Below are 18365 nucleotides of genomic sequence, written 5' to 3' on the forward strand. Positions count from 1 at the left end.
AACGAGTACAAGGGGATGTTGTAGCACAAGCACTGTTCAGTGCTTGCCGTGCGCCATGGTTCCGATTTACACGCTCAACACCAGAATAATAATCCGCAAAAAGATCGCGTTAATGCGTGTGAATCTGCCCGTCACTGACCAAGAAAGAGCGTTCCCTGCCAACCAGCGTTTGATCTCCACGACCGACCTTGATAGCCGAATCACTTACTGCAATGACGCATTTGTGGCCATCAGCGGGTTCACTGCCGACGAATTGGTCGGCCAGCCTCATAACCTGATTCGACACCCCGATATGCCACCCGGGGTATTCATTCATATGTGGCACACCCTCAAGCAAGGCAAACCCTGGATGGGGATTGTAAAAAACCGCTCGAAAAATGGCGATTTTTATTGGGTCAATACCTACGTCACGCCCATGTATGAAAACGGGCGAATGAGTGGTTACGAGTCGGTACGCTCGGTGCCCAGCCGCGACCAGGTCCGTCGGGCATCAGCGCTCTATGCAAGGATGCGCGCCGGCAAGCCGATTGTGGCGCGCAGTGCCCGGATTCTGCGGCCACTGCGAAACGGTTTTCCATTATTTGCGGCTGGCGTGCTTTCACTGCTGGGTGCTCATTGGCTACCGGACACGGCGGCTCAATGTGTCCTGGTGGCGAGCCTGAGTCTTGCCTGGTACCGCATCGAGTCCCGACATCGCAGCTCCATCGAGCGCACCCTCGCCGAGCATCCAAAAGCATTTGCCGACCCGTTGGTCGCGCTGACCTACAGCGACAACTACGGCCCCCAAGGCCGGCTGGATATGGCCATGCTCAGCGAGGAAGCCCGTTTGCAAACGGCGTTGAGCCGGCTTGTCGATGCCGGGATCAGCGTAAAGGCCAAGGCAGCCCAGTCATCCGAACTGTCCGGCTCGCAAGCGCAGTCGCTTGATCGCCAGCGCAGTGAAACGGATCAGTCCGCCGCCGCCATCGCGCAGATGGCGGCAACGAATCAGGAGGTGACTCAAAACGTCATCACGACGGCGCATGCCGCGTCCGAAGCCGACCAGTTGACTCAAGAAGGCAGTGAGCTGGCCCGGCAAAGCCTGCACGCCATGGAAGCGATGAATGAGGCCGTCAACGAAATCGGCCTGGCGGTGAACGCATTGGCGAGCGAGACGCAATCGATCGGCAGTGTCGTGGATGTCATCACTTCCATTGCCGAACAGACCAACCTGTTGGCGCTCAATGCAGCGATCGAGGCGGCCCGGGCAGGTGAACAAGGCCGGGGTTTTGCAGTGGTTGCCGACGAGGTGCGCTCCCTGGCACAGCGCACCCGCACCTCCACCGAGCAGATCCATGGCTTCATCGCGTCGCTGAACAACGGAGCCGATCGCGCCGTCTCCACGGCCGCGCGGGGCGAGCAGATTTCCCGCGACAGCATGCAGCGTGTCGAGGCGGTGCAGTCGGCGCTGGTCGGCATCAGTCAAGCCGTCAGCCGCATCACCGCCATGAGCCAGCAAATGGCATCGGCATCAGAGCAGCAAAGTCACGTGACGGAAGATATCAATCAACAGATCACGCGCATCGCGCAACTGTGTGACCACAGTGCCGGGCAGGCCGAGCAAGGCGCCGCGATCAGCCGCGATCTCGAGGGAATGGCCGATTACCTGCACAGCCTGGCCGAACGTTTCAACCGATAGCCAAAAAAGCAACTAATCTCCATGGCTGCCTGCTGCCGGTCTTGACTGGCAGCTATCGGCTATCAATGGAACGGGAATATGCAACACACTGGGGTGTAAGCATCAGGCGTTTACTGAGTGATCGGGCAGCGACCTGAACTGGCCAGGCGTGCATTGAGGGCAGCGGGAAGGCGCTGACCAGACTGCCTGGCTGTATCCCCCGTTCATTGATAAAGGTCTGAACATTGAACGGTGAATCCTGATAATGCTTTTAGATTTTTAGGCAGGTTGACATGACTCCCCAGCTCTTTTCGGTTCACGGCCTCGTGAGTTTTACCCTCGCCATCCTCCTGCTGTTCCTCGGCAAAACCCTTGTCCAGCGCAGCACCTTGCTCCGCCAATACTGTATTCCCGAATCGGTTGTCGGTGGCTTCGTCTGTGCGGCGGTGACGAGCCTGCTGTACTTCGGACTCAAGATCCAGATCGAATTCGACCTGCAGGTTCGCGACACCCTGCTGCTCTATTTCTTTGCCGGCATTGGCTTGAAATCGGACATGCGCCAACTGCTCAAGGGTGGACGCCCGCTACTGGTCCTGCTGTTGCTCGCCGGTGTGTTCATCGTCCTGCAAAACGCGCTGGGCATGGGGGTGGCCGAGGCATTCGGGCTAGATCCCAAGGCAGGATTGATGGTGGGCTCCATTTCCCTCACGGGTGGGGCGGGTACCACGCTGGCCTGGGCGCCGCTTTTCATCGAAAAACTGGGCATCAGTAACGCCCATGAACTGGGCATGGCCAGCAACACCGTCGGGCTTATAGCCGCGTGCGTGATCGGCGGCCCTATCGCCAATCGACTGATCAGCCGTTATCGCCTGAAGACTTCCGGGGATGCGACGCTGGAAGTCGGCATTCTCGAGCAACAACCGAGCAAGGGACTGGACTACTACGACGTGCTCTGGGCGTGGATGTGGCTCAACCTGACCCTGATGCTCGGCTATGGACTCAACCTGCTGCTGGAAAACGCCGGCATCACCCTGCCCAAATTCGTCAGTTGTCTGTTCGCGGGTATCGTCATTCACCACATCGTTCTCGCCGTGGTCGGTGATCAACGGCTGAAAACCTGGAGCGGCGCCAGCCTGGGGCTGGCGCTGATCTCCGACATCTGCCTGGGCATGTTCCTGACCATGGCCCTGATGGGGCTTCAGCTGTGGCAGCTCAGCGGCGCGCTGATGTTCATTCTGTGCGCCTTGACCCTGCAAATTCTGCTGACGGTGCTCTACACGTATTTTGTGGTGTTCCGCTTTATGGGACGCAATTACGAAGCCAGCGTGATTGCTTCCGGATTCGGGGGGATTGCCCTTGGCTCCACGGCCACAGCCATCGTCAACATGACCACCGTGACGCAAAAATACGGCGCAGCCCACCAAGCCTTCCTGATCGTGCCGCTGGTGTGTGGCTTCTTCATTGACCTGGTCAATGCCGTGATCATCGGCCTGTTCAGTGGTATTTAGCGACGGCCCCTTCGATCGATCAAAGCCCGGCTCGGCGTCGACCCATGACGCCTGAGCCGCGAGCGTAAAATGACAAACTCCCGGGGTGGATGACTTATCCGGCGTCGCTCGATACCCTTGCACGCCACGTCGCCCGACGGTAAACCCTCCTCCACCCAGACGAGCCATGTCATGAAATCCCCCGCAGGTTTGCTGCTGTCGGCTATCGAACTGGACCGTGCCAGCGCCATCCCCTTGTACCGCCAGTTGTACCTGCAGATTCGCAAACAGGTACTCAGTGGCCGGCTCCAGGGCGGCGTGCGCTTGCCGTCGACCCGGACCCTGAGCAAGGAACTGGCGCTGTCGCGGATCACCATTCTCAATGCGTTCGATCAACTGATTGCTGAAGGTTTCCTGGCCTCGCGCACCGGCGCCGGCACCTATGTCGGCAACGAGTGGGAAAATCGCGGTATCACCGACGATGGGCAACAGCGCCCGCCACCGCGCCTGTCCGACCTGAGCCAGTCGATGTTGTCACTGCGCAGCGATCATTTTCGCGGGGTGTCTTATGCCGACTGGGACCCCGCGACCCCGACCTCATTCTTGCCCAGCCACAGCACTTACGATGCCTTCCCCCAAGCCATCTGGCGACGCCTGATGAACCGCCACCTGCTGAAGCCGACCAAGGCCATGCTCGGCTATGGCGAGCTGCAAGGCTTGCAGGCGTTTCGCACGGCGATTGCCGAATACGTGTTCGACGCCCGTGGCATCGACTGTGATGCCGGGCAAGTGGTGATCGTTTCCGGTGCGCAGCAAGCGTTCAACCTGCTGGGCATGTTGCTGCTCAATCCGCAGGACAGCGTCTGGATGGAAGACCCGGGCCACATCGCCGCGCGCATTGCCTTGCAAGCCCAAGGCGCCCGCGTGGTGCCGTTGCGTATCGATGAACAGGGCATCGATGTCCAGCAAGGCCTGGACGAGTGCCCCGACGCCCGCCTGGTGTTCACCACCCCTTCTCGCCAGCATCCATTGGGCGTCACCCTGAGCTATGCGCGACGCCAGGCCCTGATTGACTGGGCCGCGCAACATCAGAGCTGGATCATCGAGGACGATTGCGACAGTGAGTTTCGCTACAGCGGCCGCCTCCTTCCGGCGCTCTACGCCATGGACCAGATGGCCCGGGTGATCTACGTCGGCACCTTCAGCAAAGTACTGTTCCCGTCGCTGCGCCTGGGTTACGTGATTCTGCCAAAAGCCCTGGTCGAACCCTTTTGCACCCTGCGCGCAGTCATGGATCGCAGCCCGCCCACGCTGCTTCAGGCGACGACGGCGGACTTCATGATCGAAGGCCACTTCCTGGGGCATATCCGTCGCATGCGTGCGCTGTATCAGGCTCGCCAGCAGGCATTGATCGAGCAGCTCGAAAAGCAGCTCGGCAACTTCTTCAAGATCACCCCGGTGGAGGCTGGCATGCACCTGATCGCCTGGCTGCCGACCGAGCTCGATGACGACGCCATCGCCAAGGCGTTGGCCCGACACAACATCCACACCTATGCACTGAGCGACTACCGCATCACACATGTCCTGCCGCCGGCCCTGTTGATCGGCTTTGCCGGTACGTCGGAAAACCAGGCCCGCGAACGCGTCGAAGCGCTGGCCCGGGCCTTGTCCGCAATCGGGTGCCTGCCGCAAATCACTTGAAGCAAGGCAAGTGGTCTTATGAATTAACTGATAATGGATCTATCGAGAGTTCCTGACTGGCGCGATAAAGGCTGCGCCGGTAGACCCGGTGTCTGAACCAGGAACGACTCTAATGAACAATAAGATCCAGGAACGATTCAACGCCTTGCTGAGCCACAACGTGGTCGAGGACGGTACAGCCCCGGTACTGACCGAAGCACTGGCCCGGCAGTTGCTCGAACGTCTGGGGCATATGCGCCTGTTTGCCCACGCCTACCCGCTGCTGACCAACCTCACCCACGGCCACGTCACCCCCGCCGACCTGCTGGACTTCGCCTATCGCCACGAGTTGCAGGGGCTGAGCCTGCACCTGCTGGACGGTGAGGAAAACAGCCTGAGCCAAATGTCCCCCGAGCAACTGCAAGCATTTGCCAACAAGGCCAAGGCGCTGGGGCTGGATGTGCACCTGGAAATCAGCAGCACACTGAAAAAAGATGTCGACCAGGTGATCGCCATCGCCAGGGCGTTGGGAGTACGCAACATCCGCGTTTACTCACGTTATGAGGGCGCGCTGTCGCGCGTCATGGACGTGATCGAGACCGACCTGCACTACCTGGCGCAGCAGGCCGACGAGCACGACCTGTACTTCGATTTCGAGCAGCATGAAGAACTCAAGAGCGGCGAGATCGCGCAATTGCTCAAGCGACTCGACCACCCTCGCCTGCACGCCTTGTTCGACTTCGGCAACATGATCAATGCCTGCGAGCAGCCTTTACAGGCGCTGCGCAATCTGGCGCCACACATCCGCCAGACCCACCTCAAGGGCGTGCGCGTTGTGCCCGAGCAAAACGGTTTTGGCCACTACGGCGTGCTGCAGGGCAGCGACGAAGACGACCTGCCCAGCGCCCGCATGCTGTTCGAACTGTTGATGCTGGGCAACGCAGCCACTCCTCAGGTGATCGCATTCATTCTTGAGCAGGAAAACCACTATGTGGCCCCGGCCTTCCGTCAGACCGACGAGGCGACTGACCCCTTCATTGCCTATCGGGAAATGAGCGACACACCGCTCCCCAATGGCTACTCGCTTGAGCGAATGCTCGCCGATGAACACCGCTGGGCGAACAACCAGGTGGCCTATGTGCGCAGCCTGCTAGCCGAACTTCGCACCCTGGCCGAACTGACCCTGGCCCACTCCTCCCACGCCTGAACCTGACGACCCGATACGCCCGGAGAACAATAATGACAATTCAAAACAAGGCCAAATGGTTCAGATTCCTGATCCTCATCCTCGGTGGCGGCACCATCTACAAACTGGCAAACCTAAAGGACGCCTTCTATGTGCCCATGCAGGAATTCATGGGCCTGACCCACACTGAAATCGGCATGCTGCTGAGTGCCAACGCCATCATTGCCACGGCGTTGTTCGTCGTCGGCGGGCTGCTCGCCGATCGCTACGATACCCGCAAACTGATCCCCATCGGCCTGATCGGTACGGGTGGTCTGGGGTTGTACCTGGCGACCTTTCCACCCTTCAGCAACCTGCTGATCGTGTTCAGCCTGCTGGCGGTCTGTGCCGACTGCATCTTCTGGCCTTCGCTGCTCAAGGCGATTCGCAACCTGGGTGACGATCAGGAACAAGGCCGGTTGTTCGGCCTGCTGGAAGGCGGACGTGGTGTGATCGATACCCTGGTGGCTTTTTCCGCGCTGGGCGTGTTCGTCGCCATGGGGTCGGGCGAAGCCGGCCTGAAATCGGCCATCCTGTTTTACTCGGTGATCGACATCCTCGCCGGGACCGTCACCTGGTTCCTGCTCAAGGGTGGCACCGCGCAGTCGGTGGCCAAACCGAAAAACGGCCTGGCGAACCTGGTCGAGGCGATCAAGGTACCGGGTATCTGGCTGGTCAGCCTCAACGTGTTCATGGTCTACATCGTCTACTGCGGCCTGACCTATTTCATTCCCTACCTCAAGGAAATGTACGGGTTGCCCGTGGCACTGGTGGGCGCCTACGGCATCATCAACCAATACTTCCTCAAGATCCTCGGTGGCCCTGCCGGCGGCTTCATCGCCGACAAACAATTCAAGAGCACCAGCCGCTACCTGAAGTGGGCCTTCCTGGCGCTGCTGCCCTTGATGGGCGTCATCATGCTGATCCCGAAAAGCCCGAGCTTCATCTACGCGGGCATGGCCGCCACTCTGTCGTTCGCGCTGATCGTTTTCTCGATGCGCGGTGTGTTCTGGGCGCCCATGGGTGAAGTCGGCATTCCTCAACACATCACCGGCTCGGCCTTCGGCATCGGTTGCCTGATCGGCTACGCACCGGGCATGTTCGCCTACGTCATCTATGGCGCCATCCTCGATCACTTCCCCGGTGAACAGGGTTACAACTATGTCTTCAGCCTGATGAGCGTGCTGGCCATTATCGGCTTCATGGTGTCCAGCCTGCTGTATCAATCGGTGCGCAAAAAATCCACGGCGACTGGCGGGGTGAGCGCAGCACAAGCCTGATCAGCTCCGGAGCTGCCGGAAGGGACCCTCTTCTCTTCCGGCAGCTGTTCAAGCGCTGGTTCAAAACGGGTACGCTGCGTGATCTGTTATCCGCTTGAGCGCCAGGTCGAGGTCAGCAATGCCGTTGTTTGTCAGTGAAGAAACCCGTTGGATCGAGACGCCTCACGGTCGTTTGTTCTCCCAACGCTGGTCGCCTGCCGGCGAGCGTGCCGAAACGGCCCAGCCACCGATCATTCTGTTTCATGACTCTCTGGGTTGCGTCGCACTGTGGCGGGATTTTCCAGAACAACTGTGCCAGGCCACGGGGCGCATAGTTGTCGCCTACGACCGGCTCGGCTTCGGGCAGTCCGATGCCTACCCCGGTGACCTGCCCACCCGGTTTATTCGGGATGAAGCTGAATGCTTCTTTCCGCTGCTGCGCCAGCAGTGGCAAATCGACCGGTTCGTGGCCTTCGGTCACAGCGTTGGCGGGGCAATGGCGGCGACGTGCGCGGCGCTGTATCCGCACAGTTGCCAGTCGTTGATCACCGAGTCGGCACAGGCATTTGTTGAAGACCGGACGTTGAACGGCATTCGCATTGCCAAAGCCCAGTTCGAGGAGCCAGGACAAATGGAGCGGTTGCACAAGTACCACGGCGACAAGGCCGCCTGGGTGCTGTCTGCCTGGACAGAGACCTGGTTATCAAAGGCCTTCGAGCCATGGACCCTCGAAAGCAGCGCAGCCTCGATTCAGTGCCCGTTGCTGGCGCTACATGGCGAGAACGACGAGTACGGGTCCGTGTTGCACCCGCAGCGGATTGCCACGCTGGGAACGGCGTCGAGCCGAAGCGTGATCCTGAAAAACCGTCATCACGTCCCCCATCGTGAAGCGCCGAACGAAGTGCTGGACGTGGTCAAGCAACACCTGGAATCGAACGCCGGCTGAGTGCCTGATCTTGCAAGGCACTACTGCGGTTGAAAGGTTTGCAGGTAGGCCAACAGGTTTTCGATCTTTTCCGGATCGCTGAGCCCCCAGAAAATCATGCGGGTGCCGGGGACCACCTTTTTCGGGTCTTCGAGGTACGCGGTCAGTGTTTCGCGGGTCCAGAGGATATTGGCGGCTTTCATCGCATCGGAATATTGGTAGTCCGTGGTACTGGCGGAGTGTCGTCCAAAGATGCCGTTGAGCTGCGGACCAAATGAACCCCGTGCCGATTCGCCGACCTGATGGCATCCTCCGCAGATCCGCTTGAACAGCGTCGCCCCCGCTTCGGCATCGCCGGCCGCGTGTGCCTGAAGGCTGAATACCCCTGCGCCAAGCAGCAAGGACAAGGTGAGTACGGCGGCTTTGTGCATGTTCTGTTCCCAATGGTGTAAGGCCAGGCGCGTCAATCAGTGGGCGCCCGGTTGAAACTTCTTCCGGTAAGCCGCGGGCAGCAGGCCCACTCGCTGGCGGAAAAGTCTACGGAAAGAATTGCCATCTTCGTAGCCCACGGCATACGTGATGCTGTCCTGGGTCATGCGAGTGGTCTCAAGCAGCTGTTTGGCCTTTTCCAGCCGCAGCGTTTGCAGGTAAGTAATCGGCGTGTACCCCGTCGCGTCCTTGAAACGCCGCTTGAAGTTTCGGATGCCGAATCCGAACTGCCGGGCGACGTCATCAATCATCACTGAACGGTCAAAGTGCTTCTCCAGCCAGTTTTGAACCTGCAGGATACCGGCATCACCATGCTGCTTGGGCAGTGACCACATCACATACACCGACTGCTCGCTGCGCACACTGTCGACCAGCAGGTATTTGCCACATTTCTGCGCCAGTTCCAGCGACGCGAACCGGCGCACAAGGTGCAGCAACAGGTCCATGGCCGCGCTCGCGCCACCGCTGGTGACCAGACGATTGTCCTCGCAGATGATCTGCGAGTCGTCCAGGCAAACGTCGGCATAACGACGACGAAACAGGTCGGCAAACGCCCAGTGCGTGGTGGCTCGAACGCCGTCGAGCAAACCCGCTTCAGCCAGCATGAACGCCGCGGTACACATCGACGCCACCACCGCGCCCTGAGCGTGCTGTTCACGCAGCCAGGGTCCATACGCCGAAAAGGCCGGCAAGGCATCCTTGAGGGTGAAGAGAAAACCGGGAATCAGCACCAGATCAGTCTGCGCAATCTCGCGGGTGGATTGGTCCACGCGCAGCGTCTGCCCTCCCCACGCGGCAACCTCTTCACCGTCCAGAGAGGCAATGACCACTTCAAACGGCGAGCTGGCCGTGTCCGCAAACAGGTTGGCGGCACTGAGCACTTCCAGCGCCATCGTGGCGCTGGCGGCAGAACATTGGTTGGTCAATAAAAGCGTGACGTGCATAAATGATCCAATTGCGCATATCGCATGTAAAAAGTCATTTGTGCACCTACCTTACCCGATCCCCGCTGCATAAAGTGCACCGATCATTCAATCATCGGCGTACTTATGAATCTCTGGTTCCGACTGCTCCTCATGCTGTTTCGTCGTCCGTGGCGCAAGCCGGTCGACGCCATGGCCACCACGGTTATCCGTCTGCGCGTCTTGCCGCTCGACCTCGACCTCAATCGCCACGTCACCAATGGTCGCTATTTCACCCTGGCCGATCTCGGGCGCATGGATTACGTGCTTCGCAGCGGCGCATTCCGCGTGGCGCTGCGTAACAAAGCCGTGCCGATCGTCGGGGACACCTGGGGCAAGTTCCGTCGTGAGTTGAAGCTGTTCGAAGCGTTCGAGATTCACACGCGGATGCTGGGCTGGGACGACAAGTGGAGCTTCATGGAGCACCGTTTTGTCAGCAAAGGGCGTGTGATCGGAGTGGTGGTGATGCGCGGTGTGTTCCGCACAGGCAAAGGCACGGTGGCACCCGGCGAGTTTGCCCGTGAGCTGGGATTGGACGAGCAGTCGCCGCCGATGCCGGCGTGGCTGACGGACTGGTCGCAAAGCTGCAACGACATGAGCGCTCAGTTGCGCGAGGAAGAGGGTCAGCCGATTCGGCGTCCACAGACGGTCGCATAAAAACGGCGGGTTAGCCGCTGACAGCCTCGGGCGCAGACTCTATCCTGTGCCGCGCGCATCGGCGCCTGACCGACCTTTCACTGGAGACACCTGTGCCACCGCTGACCGCCCGTGAGGTTTACCAGACATTGCGTGACGCCGCACTGGGCATCCGCCCTTTTCTGCGCCTTGATGAACAGCCCGAACCCGCTCAGGTGCAGGTCGATATCGAAGGCTGGCGCCTGACGCTCGATGTCGATGGCATTCATTTGCGCCGCTGTCAGTATTGCCTCAGCCCCGATGGCCGCGAGGGTGACCTCGATAGCTGGCAACGTTTTGGCACTGACCCGGTGAGTTTTCTCAGCGCGTGGGAACTGACGCAGATCGAGCGATTGCTGGCCGGAGGCTGAGCACCGCGCCCGGTTTTCAGATCGGCAAACACCGCAGACGAAAAAGCCCGGCCAAGCCGGGCTTTTTCAGGTCAACGCAGACCCGCCAAACGGCAGGCCCCGGCGCTTACTGTACGTTTTTCAGCTTGACCACATCACCGGAAATCTTGGTGGTGTAACCGGTCAGGACCCAGGCCCAGAACCAGTTTTCCTGCACCTGGGTGTTGATCATCGCGTCACCGCCCTTGGCTTTGATCGCGGCGTCCTGCGCGCGGATAAAACGGTTGTTCTGCTGGATCGGGATGACGCCGAACAGCAGCAGGCCGGTGGCGGTTGCTTCGCTATGGCCGAGGACCGTGTATTGGCTGCTTTCATAGTGCTGGGTATTCATCGGGGTGCCGGTGCAACCCGCCAGAACCAGGCCAAACAGAGCGACGGCAACAACTTTGCTGAGGTACTTCACTGAAAAACTCCATAAGAATGTGCCCGGGATCCGTCTCTCGGGCGGCGCACACTCTAACGGAATTGATGGCCAATTGGTATCACCGCGAGACACTTGCTTTAGATGCCTCGCGAGTTCATTTGGCCGGTTTTCGCCGAGCGGCCATCCGCGAAAGATTGAGCGCCACGGCGGCGCCAACCAGTGCCTGCAATGCCGTTTCATCCAGCTGTTCACCCTCATGCACATCAATGGCTCGTCGGGTATTGCCTTCAAGACTGGAATTGAAAAGACCCGAAGGGTCCTCCAGCGAAGCGCCTTGGGCAAAGGTCATTTTGACGACGCTTTTGTACGTCTCGCCGGTGCAGATGATGCCGGCGTGAGACCACACCGGCACACCGCGCCACTTCCACTCCTCCACCACCTCGGGGTCGGCCTGGCGAATAAGCGCCCGGATTCTGGCGAGTGTTTCGCCCCGCCAATCATTCAGTTCCTTGATTCTCGCGTCTATCAGCTCAGAGGCCGCCACTTGCCCTTCGCCATCCTTTTCAGCGCTCGCTTCCTTCTTCATGATGGTCGTCACCTTCTTCATGATGGTTTTTACCCGCCTCATGATAGTTGCCGGGCGTTTCCCCTGCTCCCGGCTTGATGCCAAAATGCGACGCTCAGGTCACCCGTCCAGCCCTTGTCGCGTAATGCAGTGCAACGAGAATTGATATGAACACCCATTTTCAGCCAAGTGATGCTCCGAAATCCCACGTCTCCCAGCCGTCGGCGGTGACAGCATGATTGAGGTAACCGAGGTTTCCATTGCGCAACTGCGCACTGCGCTCGAATCCGGCCAGACCACCGCGGTTGAGTTGGTCAATGCTTATCTCGCCCGGATCGATGCCTACGACGGTGCGGACACACCCACCGCCCTCAACGCGGTCGTGGTGCGTAACCCCGACGCACTCAAGGAAGCGCAGGCATCCGATGCCCGCCGGGCCAAAGGCGAAACGCTGGGGCCGCTCGATGGCATCCCCTACACGGCCAAGGACAGTTATCTGGTCAAGGGCCTGACCGCCGCGTCCGGCAGCCCGGCCTTCGCCAACCTGATCGCCTATCGCGATGCGTTCACCATCGAACGGCTGCGCGGCGCCGGCGCCATTTGCCTGGGCAAGACCAACATGCCGCCCATGGCCAACGGCGGCATGCAACGCGGGGTCTATGACCGCGCCGAAAGCCCGTACAACGCTGACTACCTCACCGCGCCGTTCGCCTCGGGTTCGTCGAACGGTGCCGGCACGGCCACCGCTGCCAGTTTCGCGGCGTTTGGCCTGGCCGAAGAAACCTGGTCGAGTGGACGCGGTCCCGCTTCGAACAATGGTTTGTGCGCCTACACGCCATCGCGCGGGGTGATTTCGGTGCGCGGCAACTGGCCGCTGACCCCGACCATGGACGTTGTCGTGCCGTTTGCCAGAACCATGGCCGACCTGCTTGAGGTGCTCGACGTGGTCGTGGCCGAAGACCCCGACACCCGCGGCGACCTGTGGCGGATGCAGCCCTGGGTGCCGATTCCGGGCGTCACCTCGGTACGCCCGGCCTCTTATCACGAGCTGGCGGCGAAGCCTGACGCACTGGCCGGCAAGCGTTTCGGCGTGCCGCGCATGTACATCAACAAGGACCTGGAAGCAGGCACCAGCGAAGCGCCGGGCATCGGCGGGCCAACGGGGCAGCGAATCAACACTCGGGCCTCGGTGATCGGACTGTGGGAAGCGGCTCGCCAGGCACTCGAAGCCGCCGGCGCCGAAGTCATCGAGGTCGATTTCCCGTTGGTATCCAATTGCGAAGGCGACCGTCCGGGCGCGCCGACCGTGTTCAATCGCGGCATTGTCTCTAAAGAGTTCCTGCACCACGAGTTGTGGGACCTGACGGCCTGGGCGTTCGATGATTTTCTCCAGGCCAACGGCGACCCGACATTGAACCGTCTGGTCGACGTCGACGGACCGCTGATTTTCCCGCACGACCCCGGCACCCTGCCCAACCGCGAGGGCGACCTTGCCGCCGGCATGGACGAATATGTGCGGATGGCCGAGCGCGGCATCACCCCATGGAATGAGATCACCACGGTGCCGGATGGCTTGCGCGGGCTTGAACACACGCGCCGTATCGATCTTGAGGAGTGGATGGATCGCCTGGGGCTCGATGCGGTGCTGTTCCCGACGGTCGCCGACGTTGGGCCGGCGAATGCCGATGTCGATCCGCAGTCCGCGGACATCGCGTGGAGCAACGGTGTCTGGGTGGCCAACGGCAACCTCGCCATCCGCCACTTGGGCGTTCCCACGGTCACGGTGCCGATGGGCGTCATGCCGGACATTGGCATGCCCGTCGGGCTGACCTTCGCCGGCCGCGCCTATGACGATTCGTCGCTGCTGCGCCTGGCGTCGGCGTTTGAAGCGACCGGGACAAAACGCTTGATCCCGCCGCGTACCCCGGCGCTGTCGGGTCAGCGCTAAAAAGAAGGCCGGGATTGGGGCTGTACATGCCCTTCTCCCGGCCAACGATTCAGCCGATCTGATGCATCAGGCCTTGGCTGCCATCGCGGTGACTTCCACACGCATGCCTTCGACTGCCAGCGCGGCGACGCCCACCGCGGCACGCACCGGCCACGGTTTGGCGAAGAAGCGCTTGTAGACTTCGTTGAAGGCGGCGCGATCAGCCATGTCGGTGAGGTAGATGGTCAGGTGCAACACCCGGTCCATCGAACTGCCGGCGCGCTCCAGTGCAACCTTGAGTGCTTGCAGCGTGCATTCGCTCTGCTCGACGATGCCGCCCAACTCCAGACTGCCGTCGACGCGAGTCGGAATCTGAGTGGAGACCAACAGGCCGCCGAATCCGGCGAGGTCGGAGGAAATGGAGTCCTGGTCAGGATCAGGGGTGAATGTGATGTCTTGGTTTGCCATGGGGATCTCGTGCTTGAAAGGGTAAAGGGCTGTCGCGTATCAGGCGGGCAGTTTACAACCCCACGGCGCACCGCTGTTCAAGATCGTGTGGTGAACGTGGGCGGTGTTGCCGCCACACTCGCCAACGAGGCCTAGTCAGGGTCGAGCAACCCGCCGCTCCAGTTGCGCGAGACCCGGTTGCCGGTGAATTTCGCCACCACCATGCCCTGAGGCACCAGCCGATCCCGATAGCGGGTGACCATTCGCCCTGCTTGCTCGGCGTGCAGCACCACTTCGGAGGACGGATCCCCCGGCCGCCGTAGAATCCGCGCAAAGCGCTGCCCCTCCTCGACGAAATTACCGAGCTCTTTTTCGAAGATCAGCACCCCGGGCTGTGGCGCCAGAATGGTTTCCATGTGGCCCATTTCCATCGCCTCGACGGGCCAGTCAGCGGGTGTCAGCGCTTCGTCGATGACCCCGCAACCGCACAGCCACGCATACAACCCCTCGGCATCCTGTTTGGCAACCCGGTCACTGACATCGCCCTGCCCGCGCAGCTCCAGTGTCGCGGCCATGCGCTGGTCGGTGACGCCGTCACGCAGCCATGGCGCAATGATGGTTTCTTCGAAGGAGCCATCGCCGCCGTCATCCCAAATGATTGCCACGTCCATCTTCATCGCGGCGGCCAGTTCGCGGCCTCGTGGCCAGAAACGGCGGTGAACGTAGAGGTAGGGCAGCGCCTCGTCATCAGTGTGCAGATCGAGCACCACGTGTGCCGGCGCCGCCAGTTGCACCAGTTTTTTTTGCCACGCTTGAACGTTGGTCGACGGTTGGGCCATGGCCGCCGATTGGTCGAACGAACGGTTGAAGTTGTTCCCGGTGGCGTCATGAAAGCGACCGAGAAGCCGGCCTTGGCGAAACTGCCCGATGCCCAGCGGATTGGCTTGCGGCACCACCGTCACGCTGCCTTTGAGCCGACCGTGGGCATCGGCGACCTGAAGCTTTTGCATCAACAGATGCAGCACCAGCATCCCGGCGATTTCATCGGCATGCACTCCGGCTTGCAGGTGCACGGTCGGTCCACTGCCATCGCCCTCGAAACGCCAGGCACCAACCTGCACCGCGTCGCCGTTATTGTTGCGAACACTGAACGAAACATCCTGCGCCATCGGTTTGTCCTCCCGCGTCACCCACGTTTAAAAAACCTGCATTGCCGGCGTCGAGACTGGTGATTGAACGCACGTTCAACTAAGCTCGCGAACCAGGCAATACACCCAAGGATTCGCTTGTGACCACCCCCGCCCCGAAAAACCGTCGTGCCGAACCTGACGAACGCCGCGAAATGCTGGTTGCCGCGACCCTGCGTTGCCTGGTGCGCGATGGTCACGCCGGTATTTCCGTGCGTCGCATCGCCACCGAAGCCGGCGTGTCCGTAGGGTTGCTCAATCACCATTTCGGCAGCATCGATGCGTTGATCGCCGACACCTACCAAAAGATCGCCAGCGAACTGACCACCGCCCTGCTCCAGGAAATCCAGCAGGCCGGCACCCCTGCCGAAAAGATGGACGCCTTCCTCACCGGCTCCTTCTCGCCCCGGGTCATGGACCCGCAACTGCTCGGCGTCTGGGTGGTGTTCTGGAGCCTGATTCGTCACTCCGAACACGTCAGCCAGTCCCACGAAAAAAGCTATCGCGCCTACCTCGACCTGCTCCGCCAATTGCTCGATGACATGGCAACCAGCGAAGGGTTCGTGATCCACGACACGCGCCTGGCCGCCATCGGTTTATCGGCGATGCTCGACGGACTCTGGATCGAGTGGTGCCTGAACCCCGAAACCTTCAGCCCCGCCAACGGCCTCCATATCTGTCGTTGCTGGATAAAGGGGCTGCGTCACGGAGCATTCAGCACCGACAACGTCGTGTGAGGGATGACGGCCGAAGATCATCGCCAGGGTGCCACTGACCGCGATCAGCCCGGCACCGATCATCAGCGACACATCCATCAGCGTGCCCCAGATCAGGCTCGACAGCAGGAACGCCCAGATCAGCCCGGTGTACTCGAACGGTGCCAGCAACGTCGCGGTGGCCCGCTGGAAACTGGCGAACAATAGAAACTGACCAATACCGCCGACCAGCCCGGCCCCGAGCATCCCCAGCCAGGCCGGGGTCGGCGCCGGGGTGTAGGTCCAGGGCAAGGCCACTGTCATGCAAATGACAAACACCACGTTGGTGATCAGCATCTGCTCCAGCACGGATGTCTGCTCATCCACCTGGCGCAATTGAATGTAGGTGAACGCCCAGCACACCGCGGCCAACAGCGTCAGCGCCACCGGCAGCGGGTCGGTCATGTTGCCTGGGCGACAGGCAATGAGCACACCGGCAAATCCAATGATCAGGCTGACCCACTGCCAAGCGCTGGCGCGTTCCTTGAGAATCACCGCCGCCAGCACCGTGACCATGATCGGTGCGGAGAAATACAGGGTGGTCATTTCCGCCAGGCTCAGGTCGCGGGCCGCCGTGTAATACAACACCCAAGCCACAATCGACAGCAGCCCGCGCACCACCAGCAAGCGTCGGCTCGGTGAGTGCCAGGCGCGCTGGACCAGGCGCAACCGCCCCGCCAGCAGACAGGCCAGCACCACCACGAACGCACGCCAGAACAGAATGCTGACCACCGAATAATCGGCCACCAGCCATTTGATGGCGGCGTCCTGCAACGCCAGAAACGTATATCCCAACGTGCACAGGCCGATGCCTTGCAACGACCGGTCGACGATCCGTGTCGTGCTCATTACGCCGACCTGCGCACGGGCGTCCCGCGCCGCTCGGCAAAGGCAAACAGCGCCTCGATCAGGAACGTCAGGCAAACATACACACCGGCCACCAGCAACAGCGGCTCATAGACTTGCAGCGTCTGCGCCCGCACCACGTTGGCGGCCCCCAACAGATCGATAATGGCAATGGTCGAGGCCAGCGCCGTCGACTTGAGGAGCATCACGGTCTCCCCGGCCAGCGTCGGCAACAGCAAGCGCAGGGCCCGAGGCAAGCGCACGCGAAGCAGGGACTGGCGCGCCGTCATGCCAAAGGCCGACGCCGCTTCCATCTCACCCTTGGGTACCGCCAGCAGGCCACCGCGAATCACTTCGCCGACATAGGCCCCCACCGACACCACCAGGGCAAACACGATGTACCAGTAACCGTCACGCAGGTACGGCCAGAGGAAGCTGCCGCGAATCAACGGAAACTGCGCAAACAGGCTGCCGAGGCCGTAGTAGAAAATGTAGATCTGGATCAGCAATGGCGTACCGCGCGTCACGCTGGTGTAGAACAGGCTGACCTTGGCAATCACCCGGTTCTTTGAAATCCGCGCCAGTGCCACCAACACCGCCAGTGCGTAGCCGAACACGCTGGAGATCAACAGGATGGTGATGGTCGTTTGCAGCCCTCGGCCCAACAGCGCCGCGTATTCAATTATCCACGCTGGAATCATTTCGTTTACTCAGCCAAAGGCATCCAGCGACGGATGCGTCGCTCAAGCCGTCCAGACAGGTAGTTGGACACCAGTGTCACCGCGTAATACATCGCCGCGGCGGTGAGGTAGAACAACAAGTAATGCCGCGTCGAACCCGCGCCTTGCTTGGCGGTGTAGAGCAGTTCGTTAGTGCCGACCACGCTGATCAATGCGCTGTCCTTGATCAGGTTGATCCACAAGTTGGCCATCCCGGCCATTGCGTAAGGCGCCATGATCGGCAGCGTGACTCGCCGGAACAGGCCGAAGCCGTTCAAGCCAAACGCCTTGGCCGCCTCGATCTGGCCGAACGGAATGGCCTGGATCGCCGCGCGGAAAATCTCCGACGCGTAAGCCCCTTGCACCAGGCCCAGCACCACGATCGCCGCCAATGGGCCGCTGACATCCACGGTGCCGTAACCCATCTGCGTCATCAGCGAATTGAGGAGCATGGAGCCGACGTAGTACAGCAAGAGAATCAGCAACAACTCCGGAACCGCGCGGAACAAGGTGGTGTAGCTGCGCATCAGTGCCGCGATGGGTTTGGGCGCACTCAGCTTCAGGCAGGCCACCACCAGCCCGATCAAAAGCCCGAGCACAAACGCCCCGGCCGAAATCTGCAGGGTCATCCAGAGCCCCTTCAGCAGCGCACCGCCCCATCCTTGCTCGCTGAAGTTGATCAACTCGAACATTGCTGGCATTTCACTCTCCAGTTAGCGACGTTCACGGCATCACCTACCCCTGTAGGAGCATGGCTTGCCCGCGATGCTTTTGGGCGGCCTCGAG

At 60.8% G+C, this 18365-nt stretch carries 18 protein-coding genes and 2 pseudogenes; 11 read left to right on the top strand and 9 right to left on the bottom strand.

Translation table 11 applies throughout. The annotated features are described in order from the left end of the window. Nucleotides 1-112: 112 nt before the first annotated feature. From C7534_RS33315 to C7534_RS19340, 7 genes and pseudogenes are all read left to right on the top strand, one after another. Nucleotides 113-415 (top strand): annotated as a pseudogene (locus C7534_RS33315) (PAS domain-containing protein); the annotation flags it as partial. Nucleotides 416-508: 93 nt separating this feature from the next. Beyond that, on the top strand, nt 509-1678 hold the full coding sequence (locus tag C7534_RS19315; RefSeq protein ID WP_408981003.1) for a methyl-accepting chemotaxis protein: 1170 nt from the start codon (nt 509-511) through the stop codon (nt 1676-1678). A 272-nt stretch (nt 1679-1950) separates the two neighbouring features. Continuing rightward, a complete protein-coding gene (gene gltS, locus C7534_RS19320; RefSeq protein WP_109786704.1) occupies nt 1951-3165 on the top strand; it encodes a sodium/glutamate symporter in 1215 nt (404 codons plus the stop codon). 171 nt (nt 3166-3336) lie between these two features. After that, nucleotides 3337-4845, top strand: coding sequence for a MocR-like pyridoxine biosynthesis transcription factor PdxR (pdxR, locus tag C7534_RS19325; RefSeq protein WP_109786705.1), 1509 nt, complete (start codon nt 3337-3339; stop codon nt 4843-4845). A 112-nt stretch (nt 4846-4957) separates the two neighbouring features. Then, nucleotides 4958-6031 carry a sugar phosphate isomerase/epimerase family protein gene (locus C7534_RS19330; protein ID WP_109786706.1) on the top strand — a complete coding sequence of 358 codons (1074 nt, stop codon included), beginning with the start codon at nt 4958-4960 and terminating at the stop codon, nt 6029-6031. 32 nt (nt 6032-6063) lie between these two features. After that, nucleotides 6064-7329, top strand: coding sequence for an MFS transporter (locus C7534_RS19335; protein ID WP_046030414.1), 1266 nt, complete (start codon nt 6064-6066; stop codon nt 7327-7329). A 118-nt stretch (nt 7330-7447) separates the two neighbouring features. Further along, nucleotides 7448-8254 carry an alpha/beta fold hydrolase gene (locus C7534_RS19340; protein WP_109786707.1) on the top strand — a complete coding sequence of 269 codons (807 nt, stop codon included), beginning with the start codon at nt 7448-7450 and terminating at the stop codon, nt 8252-8254. Between the two features lie 20 nt (nt 8255-8274). Here C7534_RS19340 and C7534_RS19345 read toward each other — a convergent pair whose 3' ends face one another. After that, nucleotides 8275-8664 carry a c-type cytochrome gene (locus tag C7534_RS19345; RefSeq protein WP_109786708.1) on the bottom strand — a complete coding sequence of 130 codons (390 nt, stop codon included), beginning with the start codon at nt 8662-8664 and terminating at the stop codon, nt 8275-8277. Between the two features lie 36 nt (nt 8665-8700). Then, entirely contained in the window at nt 8701-9666 is a 966-nt protein-coding gene (locus tag C7534_RS19350; RefSeq protein ID WP_109786709.1) for a GlxA family transcriptional regulator, read from the bottom strand. A gap of 105 nt (nt 9667-9771) precedes the next feature. Between C7534_RS19350 and C7534_RS19355 the strand changes: the two genes are divergently transcribed. Beyond that, nucleotides 9772-10341, top strand: a complete 570-nt coding sequence (locus C7534_RS19355; protein ID WP_109786710.1) for a thioesterase family protein — start codon at nt 9772-9774, stop codon at nt 10339-10341. A gap of 92 nt (nt 10342-10433) precedes the next feature. Beyond that, nucleotides 10434-10730 (top strand): DUF7693 family protein, encoded by a 297-nt coding sequence (locus tag C7534_RS19360; protein ID WP_109786711.1) that lies wholly within the window; start codon nt 10434-10436, stop codon nt 10728-10730. Nucleotides 10731-10836: 106 nt separating this feature from the next. Here C7534_RS19360 and C7534_RS19365 read toward each other — a convergent pair whose 3' ends face one another. Further along, entirely contained in the window at nt 10837-11172 is a 336-nt protein-coding gene (locus C7534_RS19365) for a hypothetical protein (protein ID WP_046030429.1), read from the bottom strand. A gap of 115 nt (nt 11173-11287) precedes the next feature. Next, a complete protein-coding gene (locus C7534_RS19370; protein WP_218278081.1) occupies nt 11288-11719 on the bottom strand; it encodes a DUF1801 domain-containing protein in 432 nt (143 codons plus the stop codon). A gap of 214 nt (nt 11720-11933) precedes the next feature. Here C7534_RS19370 and C7534_RS19375 point away from each other — a divergent pair, with 214 nt between their 5' ends. Further along, nucleotides 11934-13646, top strand: a complete 1713-nt coding sequence (locus C7534_RS19375; RefSeq protein WP_109786713.1) for an amidase — start codon at nt 11934-11936, stop codon at nt 13644-13646. Between the two features lie 66 nt (nt 13647-13712). Here the strand turns inward: C7534_RS19375 and C7534_RS19380 are convergent, their stop codons facing one another. Both C7534_RS19380 and C7534_RS19385 read right to left on the bottom strand, forming a co-directional pair. Continuing rightward, nucleotides 13713-14093 (bottom strand): RidA family protein, encoded by a 381-nt coding sequence (locus C7534_RS19380; RefSeq protein WP_109786714.1) that lies wholly within the window; start codon nt 14091-14093, stop codon nt 13713-13715. A 131-nt stretch (nt 14094-14224) separates the two neighbouring features. After that, nucleotides 14225-15241, bottom strand: coding sequence for a succinylglutamate desuccinylase/aspartoacylase domain-containing protein (locus C7534_RS19385; protein ID WP_109786715.1), 1017 nt, complete (start codon nt 15239-15241; stop codon nt 14225-14227). A 173-nt stretch (nt 15242-15414) separates the two neighbouring features. Here C7534_RS19385 and C7534_RS19390 point away from each other — a divergent pair. Beyond that, nucleotides 15415-15900, top strand: a pseudogene (locus C7534_RS19390) (TetR/AcrR family transcriptional regulator); the annotation flags it as partial. Here the strand turns inward: C7534_RS19390 and C7534_RS32850 are convergent. The 3 genes from C7534_RS32850 to C7534_RS19405 are packed head-to-tail and all read right to left on the bottom strand — an operon-like array spanning nt 15856 to nt 18280. After that, nucleotides 15856-16863: a DMT family transporter gene (locus C7534_RS32850; protein ID WP_109786717.1), complete on the bottom strand. Its 1008-nt coding sequence runs from the start codon at nt 16861-16863 to the stop codon at nt 15856-15858. The pseudogene C7534_RS19390 and the gene C7534_RS32850 sit on opposite strands and share 45 nt — an antisense overlap. Further along, a complete protein-coding gene (locus tag C7534_RS19400; protein ID WP_046030434.1) occupies nt 16863-17561 on the bottom strand; it encodes an ABC transporter permease subunit in 699 nt (232 codons plus the stop codon). The genes C7534_RS32850 and C7534_RS19400 overlap by 1 nt, the downstream gene beginning before the upstream one ends. Before the next feature lie 5 nt (nt 17562-17566). Beyond that, complete coding sequence (locus C7534_RS19405; protein WP_046030435.1) at nt 17567-18280, bottom strand: ABC transporter permease; 714 nt, start codon at nt 18278-18280, stop codon at nt 17567-17569. Nucleotides 18281-18365 lie beyond the last annotated feature (85 nt).

The sequence above is a fragment of the Pseudomonas sp. OV226 genome (assembly GCF_003148705.1).
Classification (GTDB): domain Bacteria; phylum Pseudomonadota; class Gammaproteobacteria; order Pseudomonadales; family Pseudomonadaceae; genus Aquipseudomonas.

Coding starts and splice junctions, on each gene's coding strand:
- C7534_RS19380 (WP_109786714.1), bottom strand. CDS start 14,093: ATGGCAAACCAAGACATCACATTCACCCCTGATCCTGACCAGGACTCC.
- gltS (WP_109786704.1), top strand. CDS start 1,951: ATGACTCCCCAGCTCTTTTCGGTTCACGGCCTCGTGAGTTTTACCCTC.
- C7534_RS19375 (WP_109786713.1), top strand. CDS start 11,934: ATGATTGAGGTAACCGAGGTTTCCATTGCGCAACTGCGCACTGCGCTC.
- C7534_RS19385 (WP_109786715.1), bottom strand. CDS start 15,241: ATGGCGCAGGATGTTTCGTTCAGTGTTCGCAACAATAACGGCGACGCG.
- C7534_RS19400 (WP_046030434.1), bottom strand. CDS start 17,561: ATGATTCCAGCGTGGATAATTGAATACGCGGCGCTGTTGGGCCGAGGG.
- C7534_RS19315 (WP_408981003.1), top strand. CDS start 509: ATGCGCGCCGGCAAGCCGATTGTGGCGCGCAGTGCCCGGATTCTGCGG.
- C7534_RS19355 (WP_109786710.1), top strand. CDS start 9,772: ATGAATCTCTGGTTCCGACTGCTCCTCATGCTGTTTCGTCGTCCGTGG.
- C7534_RS19345 (WP_109786708.1), bottom strand. CDS start 8,664: ATGCACAAAGCCGCCGTACTCACCTTGTCCTTGCTGCTTGGCGCAGGG.
- C7534_RS19405 (WP_046030435.1), bottom strand. CDS start 18,280: ATGCCAGCAATGTTCGAGTTGATCAACTTCAGCGAGCAAGGATGGGGC.
- C7534_RS19350 (WP_109786709.1), bottom strand. CDS start 9,666: ATGCACGTCACGCTTTTATTGACCAACCAATGTTCTGCCGCCAGCGCC.
- C7534_RS19335 (WP_046030414.1), top strand. CDS start 6,064: ATGACAATTCAAAACAAGGCCAAATGGTTCAGATTCCTGATCCTCATC.
- C7534_RS32850 (WP_109786717.1), bottom strand. CDS start 16,863: ATGAGCACGACACGGATCGTCGACCGGTCGTTGCAAGGCATCGGCCTG.
- pdxR (WP_109786705.1), top strand. CDS start 3,337: ATGAAATCCCCCGCAGGTTTGCTGCTGTCGGCTATCGAACTGGACCGT.
- C7534_RS19340 (WP_109786707.1), top strand. CDS start 7,448: ATGCCGTTGTTTGTCAGTGAAGAAACCCGTTGGATCGAGACGCCTCAC.
- C7534_RS19330 (WP_109786706.1), top strand. CDS start 4,958: ATGAACAATAAGATCCAGGAACGATTCAACGCCTTGCTGAGCCACAAC.
- C7534_RS19370 (WP_218278081.1), bottom strand. CDS start 11,719: ATGAAGAAGGAAGCGAGCGCTGAAAAGGATGGCGAAGGGCAAGTGGCG.